Origin of the sequence: Pectobacterium odoriferum (genome assembly GCF_009931295.1) — a bacterium.
Lineage (GTDB): Bacteria > Pseudomonadota > Gammaproteobacteria > Enterobacterales > Enterobacteriaceae > Pectobacterium > Pectobacterium odoriferum.
This window is the reverse complement of sequence record NZ_CP034938.1, coordinates 1,471,434-1,486,630: the sequence shown is the minus strand read 5'-3', so window position 1 is coordinate 1,486,630 and position 15,197 is coordinate 1,471,434. Positions and strand designations below refer to the sequence as shown.

General features: G+C 54.9%; 15 protein-coding genes. 7 read left to right on the top strand and 8 right to left on the bottom strand.

The window, feature by feature from the left end:
- Positions 1 to 33 precede the first annotated feature (33 nt).
- The 4 genes from EO763_RS24015 to EO763_RS06515 form a co-directional block, all read right to left on the bottom strand.
- A complete protein-coding gene (locus tag EO763_RS24015) occupies positions 34 to 1,041 on the bottom strand; it encodes an ABC transporter ATP-binding protein/permease (protein WP_280117254.1) in 1,008 nt (335 codons plus the stop codon).
- Positions 1,034 to 1,801 carry an SbmA/BacA-like family transporter gene (locus EO763_RS24010; protein WP_280117253.1) on the bottom strand — a complete coding sequence of 256 codons (768 nt, stop codon included), beginning with the start codon at positions 1,799 to 1,801 and terminating at the stop codon, positions 1,034 to 1,036. Before EO763_RS24010 ends, EO763_RS24015 begins: the two co-directional genes overlap by 8 nt.
- A 76-nt stretch (positions 1,802 to 1,877) precedes the next feature.
- On the bottom strand, positions 1,878 to 4,253 hold the full coding sequence (locus tag EO763_RS06520) for a TonB-dependent siderophore receptor (protein WP_161528450.1): 2,376 nt from the start codon (positions 4,251 to 4,253) through the stop codon (positions 1,878 to 1,880).
- A gap of 88 nt (positions 4,254 to 4,341) precedes the next feature.
- Positions 4,342 to 4,590 (bottom strand): hypothetical protein, encoded by a 249-nt coding sequence (locus tag EO763_RS06515; protein WP_161528449.1) that lies wholly within the window; start codon positions 4,588 to 4,590, stop codon positions 4,342 to 4,344.
- 74 nt (positions 4,591 to 4,664) lie between these two features.
- On the opposite strand from EO763_RS06515, the gene EO763_RS06510 reads away from it, so the two are divergent.
- The 7 genes from EO763_RS06510 to EO763_RS06480 all read left to right on the top strand — a co-directional run bounded on the left by EO763_RS06510 (position 4,665) and on the right by EO763_RS06480 (position 10,471).
- Complete coding sequence (locus EO763_RS06510) at positions 4,665 to 5,186, top strand: sigma-70 family RNA polymerase sigma factor (RefSeq protein ID WP_010301596.1); 522 nt, start codon at positions 4,665 to 4,667, stop codon at positions 5,184 to 5,186.
- A 9-nt stretch (positions 5,187 to 5,195) separates the two neighbouring features.
- Positions 5,196 to 6,164, top strand: a complete 969-nt coding sequence (locus EO763_RS06505) for a FecR family protein (RefSeq protein WP_244322068.1) — start codon at positions 5,196 to 5,198, stop codon at positions 6,162 to 6,164.
- 216 nt (positions 6,165 to 6,380) lie between these two features.
- A complete protein-coding gene (locus tag EO763_RS06500; RefSeq protein WP_161528448.1) occupies positions 6,381 to 7,262 on the top strand; it encodes an energy transducer TonB in 882 nt (293 codons plus the stop codon).
- A gap of 78 nt (positions 7,263 to 7,340) precedes the next feature.
- Positions 7,341 to 8,081 (top strand): MotA/TolQ/ExbB proton channel family protein, encoded by a 741-nt coding sequence (locus EO763_RS06495; RefSeq protein ID WP_161528447.1) that lies wholly within the window; start codon positions 7,341 to 7,343, stop codon positions 8,079 to 8,081.
- A 14-nt stretch (positions 8,082 to 8,095) separates the two neighbouring features.
- Positions 8,096 to 8,518 (top strand): ExbD/TolR family protein, encoded by a 423-nt coding sequence (locus tag EO763_RS06490; protein WP_039488841.1) that lies wholly within the window; start codon positions 8,096 to 8,098, stop codon positions 8,516 to 8,518.
- Positions 8,519 to 8,644: 126 nt separating this feature from the next.
- Positions 8,645 to 9,910 carry a thioredoxin gene (gene trxA / locus EO763_RS06485; protein WP_161528446.1) on the top strand — a complete coding sequence of 422 codons (1,266 nt, stop codon included), beginning with the start codon at positions 8,645 to 8,647 and terminating at the stop codon, positions 9,908 to 9,910.
- A gap of 189 nt (positions 9,911 to 10,099) precedes the next feature.
- A complete protein-coding gene (locus EO763_RS06480) occupies positions 10,100 to 10,471 on the top strand; it encodes a hypothetical protein (RefSeq protein ID WP_161528445.1) in 372 nt (123 codons plus the stop codon).
- Positions 10,472 to 10,551: 80 nt separating this feature from the next.
- Here the strand turns inward: EO763_RS06480 and EO763_RS06475 are convergent, their stop codons facing one another.
- From EO763_RS06475 to bamC, 4 genes are all read right to left on the bottom strand, one after another.
- Positions 10,552 to 12,606 carry a tRNA(Met) cytidine acetyltransferase TmcA gene (locus tag EO763_RS06475; protein ID WP_161528444.1) on the bottom strand — a complete coding sequence of 685 codons (2,055 nt, stop codon included), beginning with the start codon at positions 12,604 to 12,606 and terminating at the stop codon, positions 10,552 to 10,554.
- A gap of 17 nt (positions 12,607 to 12,623) precedes the next feature.
- A complete protein-coding gene (locus EO763_RS06470; protein ID WP_010301569.1) occupies positions 12,624 to 13,076 on the bottom strand; it encodes a DUF441 domain-containing protein in 453 nt (150 codons plus the stop codon).
- 218 nt (positions 13,077 to 13,294) lie between these two features.
- Positions 13,295 to 14,008: a phosphoribosylaminoimidazolesuccinocarboxamide synthase gene (gene purC / locus EO763_RS06465; protein ID WP_039488834.1), complete on the bottom strand. Its 714-nt coding sequence runs from the start codon at positions 14,006 to 14,008 to the stop codon at positions 13,295 to 13,297.
- Between the two features lie 143 nt (positions 14,009 to 14,151).
- Positions 14,152 to 15,189: an outer membrane protein assembly factor BamC gene (gene bamC, locus EO763_RS06460; RefSeq protein WP_161528443.1), complete on the bottom strand. Its 1,038-nt coding sequence runs from the start codon at positions 15,187 to 15,189 to the stop codon at positions 14,152 to 14,154.
- Positions 15,190 to 15,197 lie beyond the last annotated feature (8 nt).

The following is a 15,197-nucleotide window of genomic DNA, read 5'->3' as shown; positions in this document are numbered from 1 at the left end:
ACGTATTCCTCAATTGATTGGTTGAACGGTTAGTCAGGACGCGTAAAAAACCCGATCCGAAGCCTGAGGCTGCGGCGCTTCATCACCCGTTGCCGTCTCGCTTTTATGACGGCTGTCACTTTCAGCTAACGGTGTCAGATGCAGGTGATGAGTATGCAAGGCGGCCAGCGCTTCCCGATGCGCCACGCTGATAATGGCGCTGTCCGGCAAGCTGGTGACCAGTGCCTGATAAACCCGCTGCTCGGTCTCAGGATCGAGCGCGCTCGTCGCTTCATCCAGGAAAAGAAAGTCGGGACGATGTAGCAATGTCCGGGCGATCGCCACTCGCTGCTGCTCGCCGCCGGATAACCGCTGCTGCCAGCGATCTTCGACATTCAGTTGTGAGGCCATGTCCGGTAATTCGCTGTCAATCAGTACCTGGCGACACTGCTCATCGGTGAAGTCCTGCTCGTTAGCGGGGTAGCACAGCGCGGCTTTCAGCGATCCCGTTGGGAGGTAGCTTTTTTGCGGTAAAAACAGATAGCGGCAGCGGCGAGGACGCGTAATCGCCCCGCTACCGTGATGCCATAGTCCGGCACAGGCACGCAGCAACGTGCTCTTACCCACGCCGGACGCGCCGTTGATCATCCAGCGTTCACTGGGTAAGACCTGCCAGTCGTCTAACGCCGTCAGCGCACGACCATCCGGCGTGAGCAGCCGTAAACCCTGACAGGAAAATTCAGATCCATCGTGTTCCGTCACCCGAATAGGCGATGGCGACTGTTCGCTTTTATTCAGCGCTTCTTCCATATCCTGCAAACGCTTGGTCAGCGCCAGCCAGCGCGTGAAGGCCTGATACGCCTGCATAAAATAGCTCAGCGTCGCCCCGAGAGAGCCGTAAGCCATCTGAATTCGCGTCAAATCGCCAAAGGAGATCTCTCCACGCAATAGCTGCGGCAGCGCCAGTAGCGTCGGTAACGGTGAAAGGAAATGGCTAAACAGACTCTGGCCAAACGACACTTTGAAGCCGCGCAACAGCACGGACAGCGCATTGTCACGCACGCGCGCAAAACCGCTGGGCGAGCCGTTCGCCTTCCCGCGTCCCGCCCTGATAGAAGGCAATCTGTTCGGCATTTTCACGTAATTGAACGCCCAGAAAGCGGAAGTCACCTTCCGCATTCTGCTGGTTCATGTTCAGCTTGATCAAAGCCTTACCGAGCCAGTGCGACAGCAAAATCTGGAGAAAGTATTCGATATAAAGGGCATAGACCATATAGCCGGATATCGCCCAGTCACTGCCCATAAACGAGAAGCGCAGCACCCCAGACACCGACCACAGCAGTGCCGTGTACGTTACGGTACTGATGACGACTGAGATAAGACTGAGGAAAAAATTCAGCGAGGCGGACACCAGCTCATTAACGTCATCGGCGATACGCTGATCGATATTCGACAGCGCACCGTCCCTTTCTATTTCGTAATAAGCCGATGTCCCCGTCCAGCGCCGGATATAGTGGAGCGTCATCCAGGTACGCCAGCGCAACGCCAGATAGCCTTGACCGAGTACGTTTACCCATCTCAGCATCATCGCACTCAAACCGAGGATGAAACTGAAGATAAACAGTGGCTTTATTTGCTCCCAATCCAGCCCAATCAGCGCGTCGGTGAATTTCCCCGATATGCGGTTCGCCTCCACGCTGATGTAGGCCGTACCCAGATTGATGCTAATAATCACCACCAGAATAAACAGCGCCAGATACTTCTCCGGCGTCTGCCAATAGGGCATAAGAATCTGACCGATGCCCGGTCTTGTCGTACTCATCTCACTTGCGTTCATGCGCCGTTTCTACCTGCTGATTCGTGTGAATGACCGTTCTCGTCATTTGTCGAACGGATGATCAGAACGAATACGTCCCGGTGAGACGCCACGTCCGCCCTTCTTTCACCCCGATATACAGCGGCGTGGTGCTGGTGTAGTAGATATCGCGATCGAAGACGTTATTAACCCCCAGCGTCAGCGACCAGTCAGGCTGGCGATAGAACACTGATGCATCGGTTGACGCCGAGCTGCCGATGCTGAAGGGGTTATTGCTCGGACCGTTCTGCGTTTTCGATGAACCGCTGATACCGACTGACGCACCCGCCCCCTGATAGCGCCCAGACTGCACTTCATAAGACGTCCACACGTTTCCAGAGTGGCGCGGCGTAATCGTGCTGCGAACCGTGGTAGGATCCTTGTTATCCGAGTAGGTATAGCTGGCCGTGACATCCCATCCCGGCAGCAAAGAGCCGTTCAGATCCACGTCAAAGCCTTCACTTTTGCGTCCTGTTGTCGCAATGGGGAAACCGTTGCTATCCGTTACCGCCAGGTTTTTTTGCTCAATGCTGAACACGGCGGTCGTCAGCGTCAGGTTATCGTCAAGCAGGTTGAATTTCAGCCCGGCCTCTTTAGACTGCCCCGTCGTTGGCGGAAGCTGGACACCAGAGCGCGAGACCTGCGCACTGCCGCTAAAGCTATTCAGCAAGTTGGCGTAAATCGTGACGTCCGGTGTGATATCGAAGCTGACACCATAGTTGGGGATCCATTTGGTCGCGGTATACGTCGAGGCACGCGACCCCACCAGATAGCTGTTGTTCCATGTCGAACGTTTAACGGCCAGTTGGAAATGCAGGCGGTCAAAGACGTCGATCTGATCCTGAAACAAGAAACCGCTTTGAATCAGTTTGGAGGTATACGTCCGGCTGTTAGGTTCACCGATGGCTGGAAACACGAGTGAATCCGGGTTATAGACATTGCCATTCGTCATCAGAATAAAGTTGCCGTCATAGCTGGCATAACGTTCATGCTTATAGTCATGACCGAACAGCAGCGTCTGGGTGACGGGCCCGGTTTCGATTTTTCCCCGAATGTCATTTTGCTGGCTCCACGTCTGATTGGTGGATTTATAAGCCAGCGGGTGGCTGGTTTTGTCGCCATTAGCGGCAATCAGCAGCGTTTCGTTCATCTTCATCTGAGACGCGGCGCTCTGAAAACCGGCTTTGCTATTGAACGTCCAATCACCGACGAGCTTTTGCTCCAGCTCATAATACACATTCGTCGTTTTCGTCTTGTTATGATCGTCTTTATCGCCCAGACGATATTCCGGCAGCTTCTGTATTCTCCCGTTGGCGTAAATCGTCCCGGCTGGCCCCGACTTACGCGCCTGATTCACTTCTGCGCCAACCGTGATCCGCGTCTTGTCATTTTGCCAGGTCAAGGCGGGGGCTAAATAATCGCCGTGGTTGCCGTTGTAATCAGGAAAGGAATGCTGAGATTTCATGGTTGAGGCATTCAAACGGTAGCTAAGCGATTTATCATCCGTAATCGCGCCGCCCAGATCGATAGCCGTTTTGAATTCTCCGTAACGCGCCGCTTCTACCTTGAGAACATGCAATGGCTCTGTGACCGGCTTTTTACGCACGACGTTAATCGTCCCTGCGGCGGAGCTACTCCCCGCCAGCACCGACTGTGGCCCCTTCAACACTTCGACACGTTCGATACCTTCAATTGACGTACCCTGACCGATCCCCGCATTGCTGGAGCCAGACAGGCCATCCGTCGCGCCGGACGTCACAGCATAGCCACGCATCCAGAATGTAGGCGTACCGCGGTTTGATTGTATGGTAACGACGCTGCCCGAGTTTTTTAACGCCTCTTCCAGCGATGTAGCCTGACGCGCGTTAATCAGCTTATTACTGATAACCTGAACCGACTGCGCCGTTTGCTGCAACGATGTACTGGTGCGTAATGCCGAAGACGACGTGCTGGGGTTTAATACCGTTTCATCTTCGCTACCTGCACTTACCGTAATTGCTGGCAGCGTTTTGTCGCTGGCCTGCGCCACTTCTGCATCATTGGCACGAGAAGAAACAATGGTCAGCGTGCCATTGTCCGTCGTCGTCAGTAATAACGGCGTGCCTTGTAATAAACGCAGAATCGCCTGACGCGTTGAATAGTTGCCATTCAGCGCCGGACTCTGGTAATTCGCTACCAGCGCAGGATTAAAAGAGAGCGTTTGTTTGCTTTGATTGGCGATAGCCAATAATCCTTTTTGCAGGTCGCCCGCAGGAATAGAAAATGCCACGGTGTCATTTTCACCCGCCGCGTAGACGGCCATAGGAACAGCCGTTGCACCCACGAATAACGCAGAATGAATCGCCAACATATTCGTGAAAAATAAGCGTTTCTTAAAACTTAACCCCAGAGCGGGAGAGGCAGCATTACGTTTTTTCATTTTTCCCTCGTCAATTGCTTCAACAAATCAGTTTTTATTGGTCTTCGTATGAGTTGTGCAATGACGATGAAAAAGTGACAGCAGGAAGTCATTTTTTCCCGTAATTATTTTTTCGCGCCAGCAAACATATTGATTTGGAAAATACTTTTTCTCTGTATTTTTTACTCTGTGAAATACCGATCTCCGAGGTGCTTTCTTTTTTATTTCCTTTCACAGACGTATCCGGAAATAGCCATTTACCCATTTCAGGCAATAACAGAACATTTCTAACTAACCATAGAAAAAAAACGTGGTTTGACTCCTGCAAATTTTGACTTAAAAACAGCACAGGACGCATCGTTCCTTTTGTTCTGCGGCCCTGGGGTATCCCGGCTCAAGCATTGTTGTGATTTACGCTATTTAAGGATGCCCATGTACACAGAGGCTGTTAAAAAACCCGACTTGCTGTCGCTGATATTTCGCAGCGATTATCGCTGGTTAACAGAAAAATTACGCCGCCGTATTGCCTACGGCTGTGAAGCGGAAGATGTCGCCTCTGAGGCATTTTTACGTTTAGCGTCTTTGCCGAATCTCGCCAACGTACAAGAACCGCGTGCGATGCTCACTACGCTCGCCAAACGCGTACTGTATGAAAACTGGCGTCGTCGCGATCTGGAAAAAGCCTATCTCACGGCGCTGGCAAGTAAACCTGAATTTCACCATCCGTCGCCGGAAGAGCAACAGCTTTTGATGGAAGCGCTGCTTACTATCGATCAGGCGCTGGATGGGCTATCCATCAAAGCACGACAGGCCTTTCTGTTCAGCCAGCTTGATGGCATGACCTATGCCGACATTGCCGTACAGCTCGATGTCTCCGCCAGTATGGTGAGGAAGTATATCGCCAAAGCGCTGACCAACTGCTATCTGGCCACGCAGGACAGCAGTGACTTATAGGTGAACCGCATGGCAAGACGACACATGGATGACCCGATTGCCGAAGAGGCAATTGAATGGATGGTGCTGCTGCGTTCTGGTGAAGCAACCCAGACCGATTATGATGAGTACCGCCGCTGGCGATACGAAAACCCGCTGCACGAGCGGGCCTGCCAACGCATTGAGCGAACGCTGGGGAAATTCCAGCCGCTGCTTGCCGCGCTGCCTCATGAACCAATTCGTCAGGCGCTCTTAGCACCATCAGGTCGGCGGAAAGTCCTGCAATACGGGCTGGGGATGGTAGCTGTCGCGTCGCTAAGCAGCCTGATGTTTAATCAGCACTACCCTTTGTCGCCGCTTGTGTCCGACATAAAGACCGCAACGGCACAGCGCCAGCAGGTTCCACTCAGTGACGGCAGTATGCTCATGTTGAATGCGCGTACCGCTGTCGATATCAACGTGCACCCAGAGACGCCAGTGCGTCAGGTTGCTCTACATAACGGCGGTATCTTCGCCAATATTCAGCCAGATACGCAGCGCCCCTTCGTGATCGCCACCGGTATGGGCGATATCGTCGCCCTTCAGGCCAATGTGAACGTGCGTTATGAAAGTGGTGGCATCCATGTCGGCGTGCTGGACAACATCGCCAAAATTACCAACCACGCCGGACAAAGCCTGCGCCTTCACGCGGGTCAGGGTGTCTGGTTCGATCGTTCCACGCTCTATCACGTCGCCATTACGCCAGAATCAGAAACAGACTGGTTACACGGCCGGCTGGAAGTACGCGATCGTTCGTTGGCTTCCGTCATCAGTACGTTACGTGATTACACCCCCGGCATCATCCGGCTCGATCCCGCTATCGCCGATCTGCGCGTCAGCGGGAATTTCCCGCTCGATAATCTGAACTACACGCTGGATTCACTGGCGCAAACCATGCCTATCGCGATTGTGCATACCACCGATTACTGGATACATATCCGCGCCGCCAAGCCGACATAAACGGTAATCCACAAAAAAACGCTGGGAGCGTTTTTTGACGTCACGACGTGACGGCCCGTCAGGGTGGCAACCAAGGACGGTTGCCACAAAAAAATTTCACGCGCGTGGTGACACTTTTTCTGCCTCGTTGCACATCGTTAATAGAGGTCATCATAGTTCCGTGTTCAGGGCTGGATGAAACGTCCGACACCGTAAGCCAGAGCAGCAGAGGAAAACGTGCAACAGGCATCCGTGCAACACCTTTCGTTAAACGCGCGCGTCGACGCGGCTCCCGCCGCACGGCGTGACGTCGTTCCCGCACAGCCGTCGCGAAGTGTGACGATGGCTGCGCCCGTTCGGGGAGAAATGGGGAAGATCGCGCTCAGCTTTCTGACGGTCGCGCTGATCCATGCGGGTGTCGCCGCGTTGCTCATCACGCATACCACCGAATACACACCGATCAATCTGCTTAATCCGGCAGCCAGCATCAGCATTCAGGCCACGATGGTTGAAGCGCCAGAACCCGAACCGATTTCCGAGCCGTCGCCGGAACCACCCGTGCTGACGTCAGAACAGGGTGAGCGTGAAATTGCACCCGTCCCTGAAAAGCCCGTCGTTGAGGAACAGCAGACGCCGCCCCCGACGGTCAAAAAAGAAGTTCACCAGCCGCCGGTGAAGCCAGTAGTCAAACCGCAGCCCGTCCGACCTAAAACTATCGCCGAGCGTCAGCCTGCGGCTCGTTCTACACCGGAGCCTTCCCCCGCTGCACCGGAAGCGACACCAGGCCCGCTGACTACCGCCAGCAAAGGCAACCTGATGCAGAACAGTCCGGGTGCACAGCCCAAGCAGGTCGCTTCCGTCGGCTGTATCGTTCCGCAGCCTGACTACCCTCGCCGCGCCAAACGTCTCCAGCAAGAAGGCAACGTGCTGGTTCGTCTGGTCATTAGCCCAGAGGGACGCTTGATTCGGCACGACATTGCCCGCAGCAGCGGCTATAACGCCCTCGATCAGGCCGCGATTGACGCCGTAGCGCAGGCGCGCTGTACGCCTTACCGTGAAAACGGACAGGCCATTACCGTCATGACGGTTCAGCCCGTCAATTTCCGGCTGACTCATTAAGAAAGAATCCGCGTTGAAATAGCGCATCCGCCGTTTCGCAGACACGCCCGAATCAGGTTATTGCATAAGAGGTCACACATGAACACGTTAGATATCCACCATTTTTGGCAGCAGGGCGATCTTGTTACTCACTCGGTAGCCATCATTCTGCTCATCATGTCGCTGCTGTCATGGACGGTCATGCTGCTCAAAGCACGGCAACTGTTTGCATTGAACAAGAGCGTGCAATACAGCCGCAATACCTTTTGGCAGGCGACCAGCCTGCAAGAAAGCGTCGAGAAATTCGGCAGACAGCGTTTTAATCCGTTCCGCGATCTGGTGATCGAAGGACATGCGCTGCTGAAACACCCGCACAAATTCTCTTCCACGCTGGGCGGACACGTCGATCTCAGCGACTGGCTGGTGCGCGGCCTGAGCAACACGCTGGACACCAACTCAGGGAAACTGCAATCCGGCCTCGGAACGCTGGCCTCGATTGGCAGCACCGCACCGTTTATCGGCCTGTTGGGCACCGTATGGGGCATTTTTCACGCGTTGCAAACCATCAGCACCATCGGCCAGCCCGATCTGGCGCAGGTGGCTGGCCCGGTCGGCGAAGCATTGATCATGACGGCATTTGGCCTGTTCGTGGCGATTCCCGCCGTATTAGGGTTCAACGCCATCAACCGCCGTAACCGTATCGTCCTGCATGCCATGAACCGCTTTGCACACGATCTCCATGCTTATCTGCTGACGGGCGCACGCGTAGATACCAGCATTACCGACCTGAATAGCCCCGCGCGGTATGAAGCGGCTCACCCCGTTGAACGCTCCGCCTGAAGAGGAACACCGCCATGAGTATGTCATCCCCGTTTGAAAGTCAGGAAGACGCGCTGCTTAACGACATCAACATGACGCCGTTTATCGACGTCATGTTGGTGCTGCTGATCGTGTTTATGATTACCCTGCCGGTCATTAACCACGCCGTTAAAGTGGAGCTGCCGCGTGCCAGCGTCGAGAAAATCAAGAAAGATCCTCAGGCCGTGGATATCGCGATTACCGCGACGGGGCAGATTAACTGGAATAAAGAAGCGATTGATGATGCCCAACTGATCGCCAAACTCGATGCGGCCTCAGCCGACGGCACTCACCCGAATATACGGCTGTTTGCCGATCAGGCCGTCGAGTATGGCCGGGTCGCGTATGTGATGACTAACGCCCAACAGCGCGGCCTGAGCAAGATTGATTTCGTCCTGCAACCCGTCAAAGCCCCCTAACCTTCTGTGTTGATGCGGATAACCAATCGACAACATAACCGTGACGGCTCGCCATAAGCTGAGCTGTCACGGTTAATGACCCGCATCCCGCTCATTGACTCACGATTTTCTCTGAATGGAGACACCATGTCCGACGCCATCATCACTGCCAGTGACACCTCGCTGGATACCTTACTCAATCATAGCGACAAGCCTATTCTGCTTGACCTGTGGGCACCCTGGTGTCAGCCGTGTAAAACGCTGGCTCCTCTGCTAAACACCATCGCGGACAACACGCCAGACAACCTGACCGTCGCCAAGCTGGATGTGGAGCAATATCCGGCATTGATGCAGCGTTTTGGCGTGCGCGGCATTCCTACGCTACTGCTGTTTAAAAACGGACAGGAAATTTCCCGGCAAATCGGCGTGAAAACGCTGGCACAGCTGCGTGGCTGGCTGGAATCGCACCAGATTGCGATACAAAACACCACACAGCCGTTGGCAGACACTCGCGTAACGTGGGGAGCGTTCTATGGCGATGCGTCGTTGCACAATTTTCTCCACCAGCGGCTGTGTCAGCATGCAGCGGACGGCGATATTGAACAGGCATTTTCTCCCTACTGGCAGGACAACAAAGGCTCGGTTTCTGCCGTACTGGCGCACAGCGCGGATATTCGCATCTTTGAACGTATCACTGGGCTACCTGCCGCACTCGGTCTGCTGCTGGAAAAGCTGCCGAGCACCACGCCAGCGCAGGTTGACGCGCTCTTTGCCGCCATCGCGCCGGGAAAAGCCGTAGATGGTGTCGCGCTGCAATGGCTACAGCAATGGTTAGACGATGCAGGCAATCTGTGGTCAGACTGGCTGGCAGACAGCACGGTAGACGGCCTGCGCAAGCAGTGGATTCGTGCGATTTCGCAACGGTTAGCGGGAGAAACCGTGGCAGAAAGCGAATGGACAACCCTGCATCAGCAGGCGATAAGTTGGGAAGAGAAAGCCTCCGGTGAACTCGGCCTGGAAAAAAATATGGCGGCAATACTCGCGAGCCTATCGCCGCCACCAGCCGCATCTGATGTGGATAGCTGGCGGGGTATCAGTATTACACTCGGCTTCGCGCTGGCGCAGATCATGCAAATTAACGACGGATGGAACAGAGAAGAACGCGCAACGCCGGATAAACGCTTCCGCTGGTTTAAAGAACAGGAAGACGCCACGCCTAACAAACAGCTAACGGACGAGCAAATTACCGCGCTCCGTAAGCAATGGCTTCAGGAGAATCCGGATTTTTCCGCGAAAGAGGACGCATTTTATCAGCGCTATCCGCAGCTATTAGAAGCGCAGAAAATCCCCTTACAGGAAACGCTGTGGGCATTGCTCCGTCGTGCACCCGCCTTCAAACCGCAGTTGGATTGATACCGTAATCTGCGCCTCACGGATGAGGCGCAGTATTCGTCGAGCGAGCAGACAGCCCCCATTCTCGCCAGCGCTTCAAGAGCACTTTCCAACAGAACCTCAAGCGATAACGGGCAGAGCCTGATAAAATTCGCCACTCGTATCCGGTAAGTAGAGTCGGACCGTTTGGGAAAAATAAGGCGATGAGAGATGACACGTGACAGAGATGAAATTTATCGGCTCGCGAGCGATCTGTTGAGGGGCATCCAGCGTAGCGATCCCGCAGCGCTACTCGATTTTGGCGTGAGCCCTGCTATTTACGAAGAGATTCTTGAAGAGCTGGATAGCGCGGGGGAATCCGTTGCAGATTTGACGCTTCCGCCTTTCGACGTTGCCTTTACACCCGATAAAACGGGCAGAATTCCCCTGTACCGTTACGACATTGACGCCGATGCTCCGCGAAAGAGAGTCGAGTGCCAGCTCTGGTCTGGAGAGAGGAAAACTGACCTCACGTTAATTGCCGACTACTCTGACGAACAGGGGAAAACGCCGCTGACTTTCCGGCTGCTAGAGACGCAGTAATCCACTTCATCTTCCTATATTCGACGTACCTGTACGATTTGCGAGTTCTGTCGTCTTCAATCACGCAATAGCAATACTCGTCAGTAGTCACCTAATACGACGGTTCTTCGCCAGCACTCACTGCGTTGCACATCGAGATCGACCAGCGCAGCAGCGGCCTCTTCTCGCCAACGCCTCAGGAGCGCTTTTTTGCCAGTCAACCCCAGCGTCGTGGTTATCTGCTCGCTTTCACCTGGCTTTTCCGCCAGCAGGCGTAGCGCAGGCAGTGGCAATGTAGTGTGACTCAACAGGCGGCAAAGCGCAGCGAAGCTGGCCTCCATCGGCCGATGCGCAAACGCAAACCCCGCCAGCTCACGCCAGTCGTCTTCATCCAACTCGGTATTTTCTGTCTGCGGCAGCGCAAGGTTCAGCGGAATCAGGCGTTGTAACCAGAACCAGTCACGCGCCAATTGCCGGCTTCCCTGCTCCGCCAGTCTATGTCCCGCATCACTCAGCGGCAGTATCGCCATCGCGCTGTAACAGCCGCTGCTGGCTTCAAGATGGCTACCGATACGCACCAGTTGAAACCCACACGACTGCCAGAATGCCCACAGCTCTGGCTGATAGCCGAAGCTAACCGACAGGTAATCCAGCGCCTGTCGCTGTGCCTCACGCATCTGTTCAGCCATTAACGCGCGACCCATCCCCTGTCGGCGATATGCCGATGCCACCGCAATCCGACTCACGCGGCGAGCACGTAGCGTTGGTGCATACCATAGCCCGGCGTGTGCCGCCAGCGACTGCGCCACCAGATTACCGCGCGGGCGTCGCCGTCCGGCCCACACCTCATGCGCCAGTGAGGCAGACAGTCCACCCTCCTCCACCAGCCACAGTACGCCACCAATCTCGCCCGCCATCTGCGCGCTGGCAATATGCATGCCCGGCGCATCCATCAGACGGCGCAAATCCAGCGGCGAGGTACGGTAATGCGCACTGCACAAGAGCGCGTAACACCACGTCAGGCGGTCAGGATGTGTCAGCCAGTCGTCAGCACGTTCAATTCGACTTTCCAACGCAGAAGAGGAAATAGGTCGATCGGGCGACTGCGGGGAATGAAACGCTTCGGGTTCGTTAAATAACAATGCCCGATCCAACACCCGCTCCAGCGGATCGTTAACGGCCCAGCGCAAAGGTTCGTCCAGCGTAAATGCCCGCCACTGCGGCAGCATCGCACAAAATTTGAGAAGAAATCCTCTCCCGGTGCCTTCATACCCCTGCACCGTCGTGGTCATCAGAATACGGGAAAAATACGGTAACAGCGCGGAGAGCACGGAAGACGGGATCGCCGCCGCTTCATCAATTAACAACCAGTTGACACTGGGTGCGCCATGAAGGCGACAGTGTGCCAGCAGCGCATCCGGTGCCCAGAATGGCACATCGGCACGCGCATGCTGTTGCAGAATATCCGCCGCCGCGCGGGAAGGTGCGGTGATCCAGCAGGCTGCGCGACTCCGCTGCGTCAGCATTCCCGCCAGCGCCGATTTCCCTCGTCCGCGCGGGGCGGTAATCACCAATACGCCAGACTCGGTGGCGTTCAGTTCATGCAGAATCTGCTGCTGTTGCGCGGTCGGTTCACCGCTAGCTGGCTGCCAGTCCGATCGCACCGCCAATGGCCGAATCGCGAACGCCTGATCCTGCTGCCAGAGAACGACGTCCTCATCGGCTAACAGCTGGCGCTGAAAATGTTGAATAAAGTGCGGGGTAGCAATCGGCTGTTCTTGTTCGCTCCAGCGCAGGCTGTCTTGATCCGGCTGTGTCGGCCATGCCTGCCACGACGGCACCAGCATAATCAGCCAGCTACCGACCTGTAACGTGCCTGACAGCATCGCCAGCGCCTCGACATCCACGCCGCTACGTGCATCAAACACCGCGTGAAGAAACTCCCGTCCCAGCAGCGTCCGCACTCGACTGGCTGGCAGTGCGGTGACGGAATTAGGTGCGGATTCGCTAACCCACAGCCAGTCGCCGGACAATTGGCCACTGAGCGCCAACGCCTGCTCTTCACACCAGTTCGCTTCACCGCTCAGCACCAGCAATCGCCGGACACCATAGCGCTGCTGCTGGCGTTGGCTGTGGAGAAAATCACGCAACATCATCACACGCGCCGAATCAATCAGGTCTTGCCGATCAGCAGAGAAAGCAGCCCTGCGGCGATCAGCGGACCAACCGGAACGCCGCGAAACAGCGCCACGCCCATGACCGTCCCCACCAGCAGTCCGGCCACAACGGAGGGCTGGTTGCTCATCAGCGACACGCCGCGTCCGCCAAGCCAGGACACGACAACACCAATGAGGATCGCCAGCAGAGATTTCCAGTGCAGGAAGGAATGCATGACTTCACTGGCGGTAATTTTTCCGCTGGCAATCGGTGCCATCACACCAATCGTCAGAATGACGATACCGATGCTCAGGCCGTATTTTTCTACCCACGGAAAATAGCTATTCAAGGGCGTGATGCGTATCGCCAGAAGAACCAGAATCGCCAGCGTGACGGTCATGTTGTGGCTGATGATACCCAGCCCCGCCAGGACGAGCAGAATTAACAATGTTGGATCGAGATAGGTCATGGATGCGAGTCTGTCGAAAGTCGTCGGGTTGCGCATTAAGCAAACCGCGATGATAGCATTAATCGGGGTCAGGGGCAGGAATCGAAATAAGGGGTAAGCCAGCAAATCATTCAGACAGAGACGAGAAGAGAAGGCAGCTTTTCGAGAGAAAAATAGGTAAAAGATTCAGGCCGTCAGCCTATCGCCAGCCGACGACCTGAACGTAAACGATTGCGCAGTTAGTCTAATTTTACGCCGATACGGTGCGCAACTTCTTCATACGCTTCAATCAAACCACCGAGGCTCTGACGGAAACGGTCTTTATCCATTTTGTTCAGCGTTTCTTTGTCCCACAGGCGGCTACCGTCCGGTGAGAACTCATCACCCAGCACGACTTCACCTTTGAACAGACCAAACTCCAGCTTGAAATCGACCAGAATCAGCCCAGCGTCGCCAAACAGTTTGCTCAGCACGTCGTTCGCCTTGTAGCTCAGCGCTTTCATGCGAGCCAGATTCTCTTCATTCACCCAGCCGAACGTCTTACAGTAAGATTCGTTCACCATCGGGTCATGCATCTCATCGTTTTTCAGGAACAGATCGAACAACGGCGGGTTCAGCTCGATGCCTTCTTCAATACCCAAACGTTTTACCAGCGATCCCGCCGCGCGGTTGCGCACGACACACTCGACCGGCACCATCTCCAGCTTTTTCACCAGCACTTCATTGTCAGACAGCAGGCTCACCATTTGAGTTGGGATTCCAGCTTCTTCCAGCTTGCTCATGATGAAATGGTTGAATTTGTTATTCACCATTCCTTTACGGTCAAACTGTTCAATGCGTGCACCGTCTCCTGCTGATGTATCATTGCGGAACTCCAGCACCAGTAGATCGGGATCTTCGGTGGTGTAGACGGTTTTCGCCTTTCCACGATACAGCTCAGCTAGCTTTTGCATCTTTAATTACTCCACACAGTGAGGGTCAACAAGTACGACCCGATATTTAACGCTTCCCCGAACGGTTGCCGATAGCGCCCGTCAATTTGGGTAGAGATTGTTGAATGAAGAAGGGCCGGATAATCCGACCCTTGGTTTATGCGTTATTTACTGAACGCCGCCTGGAATACGGCCACCAGTGCATCATTCTGAGACTGGGTTAGCGTATGCCCTTTGGAGTCGATAAATTGCAGACTGCTGCGGTTGTCTAAATCGCCGACCTGCAATTTGTAATCACCGTTAGGCAGTTCAGGATTTTTCGCGCCCAGGTCATCCCAGGTTCCGCCGCTCGGCGCACGATACGTCACGGAGACAGAACCCTGCGGACGGCTGCGATCGTTAACCTTCATGCCGATCTTGTCCAATGCGACAGGCAGACGATCCCACACAACGGTATACGGGCCGCGCACAATCAGCAGTGGCAAGCCAGTGTCATCCGCCCCACTCTGCACATCCAGCGAACCGATGGTGCGGTTTGCCAGTGCGTTTTCGCGTGCGGTTGCCTGAGAATCCAGACCATTGCTAAGCGCATTCAGCATCAGGCCCGTGTAGCGCTGAGCCTGATCGCCCGTCGTCACCGGCTGACCGTTCAGCTGTAATCCCAGCAGTTTCACAACCAGTGCGACCTGATACCCCTGCTGCTGCACGGCAATCTGATAACGCCCTTGATACGGGACGTCTTCATCTTCACGCGGCCATGAAATCCAGTCGGTTGTCAGCGTTTGGCTGGCATCCTGACGGCTGGCAATGGTAAACGCTTTGTCTTGCAGCACGCGGATAACCTGAGACCAGAGCTGGCTGTTTTGCGCGCTGTTTTCTAACAACAGCGTGGCCGTATCTCCTGAGATCTGGGTGCGGGAACCATTCAACAAAGCCAATGGCTGCACAGGAGGACGAATATCCAGCTCCTTGCCGATCGCACCATTCAGGGTAACTGGCGGTATATCATAATCCCCGTTCTGCACCGGTAAAATCATCCCGGCAGGCGTATTCAGCGCGTGCAGCGCCGGTGCCTTCAGATAGGATTCATCGCCACTGACCTGACGTTTATAGCGCTGATCGCTGGAACAAGCCGCAAGCAACATCACGAGTGATATGCCAACAACTTTCGCCACCATCGACTTTTGTAATGAATAACTCATTAAATCTC

What these genes read in the sequence shown, in the direction of transcription:
- EO763_RS06505 (WP_244322068.1), top strand. Translation starts at nt 5,196, where the DNA reads ATGGCAAGACGACACATGGATGACCCGATTGCCGAAGAGGCAATTGAA.
- EO763_RS06470 (WP_010301569.1), bottom strand. Translation starts at nt 13,076, where the DNA reads ATGACCTATCTCGATCCAACATTGTTAATTCTGCTCGTCCTGGCGGGG.
- EO763_RS06490 (WP_039488841.1), top strand. Translation starts at nt 8,096, where the DNA reads ATGAGTATGTCATCCCCGTTTGAAAGTCAGGAAGACGCGCTGCTTAAC.
- trxA (WP_161528446.1), top strand. Translation starts at nt 8,645, where the DNA reads ATGTCCGACGCCATCATCACTGCCAGTGACACCTCGCTGGATACCTTA.
- EO763_RS06515 (WP_161528449.1), bottom strand. Translation starts at nt 4,590, where the DNA reads ATGCGTCCTGTGCTGTTTTTAAGTCAAAATTTGCAGGAGTCAAACCAC.
- EO763_RS06480 (WP_161528445.1), top strand. Translation starts at nt 10,100, where the DNA reads ATGACACGTGACAGAGATGAAATTTATCGGCTCGCGAGCGATCTGTTG.
- EO763_RS06495 (WP_161528447.1), top strand. Translation starts at nt 7,341, where the DNA reads ATGAACACGTTAGATATCCACCATTTTTGGCAGCAGGGCGATCTTGTT.
- bamC (WP_161528443.1), bottom strand. Translation starts at nt 15,189, where the DNA reads ATGAGTTATTCATTACAAAAGTCGATGGTGGCGAAAGTTGTTGGCATA.
- EO763_RS06520 (WP_161528450.1), bottom strand. Translation starts at nt 4,253, where the DNA reads ATGAAAAAACGTAATGCTGCCTCTCCCGCTCTGGGGTTAAGTTTTAAG.
- EO763_RS06475 (WP_161528444.1), bottom strand. Translation starts at nt 12,606, where the DNA reads ATGATGTTGCGTGATTTTCTCCACAGCCAACGCCAGCAGCAGCGCTAT.
- purC (WP_039488834.1), bottom strand. Translation starts at nt 14,008, where the DNA reads ATGCAAAAGCTAGCTGAGCTGTATCGTGGAAAGGCGAAAACCGTCTAC.
- EO763_RS06510 (WP_010301596.1), top strand. Translation starts at nt 4,665, where the DNA reads ATGTACACAGAGGCTGTTAAAAAACCCGACTTGCTGTCGCTGATATTT.
- EO763_RS24010 (WP_280117253.1), bottom strand. Translation starts at nt 1,801, where the DNA reads ATGAGTACGACAAGACCGGGCATCGGTCAGATTCTTATGCCCTATTGG.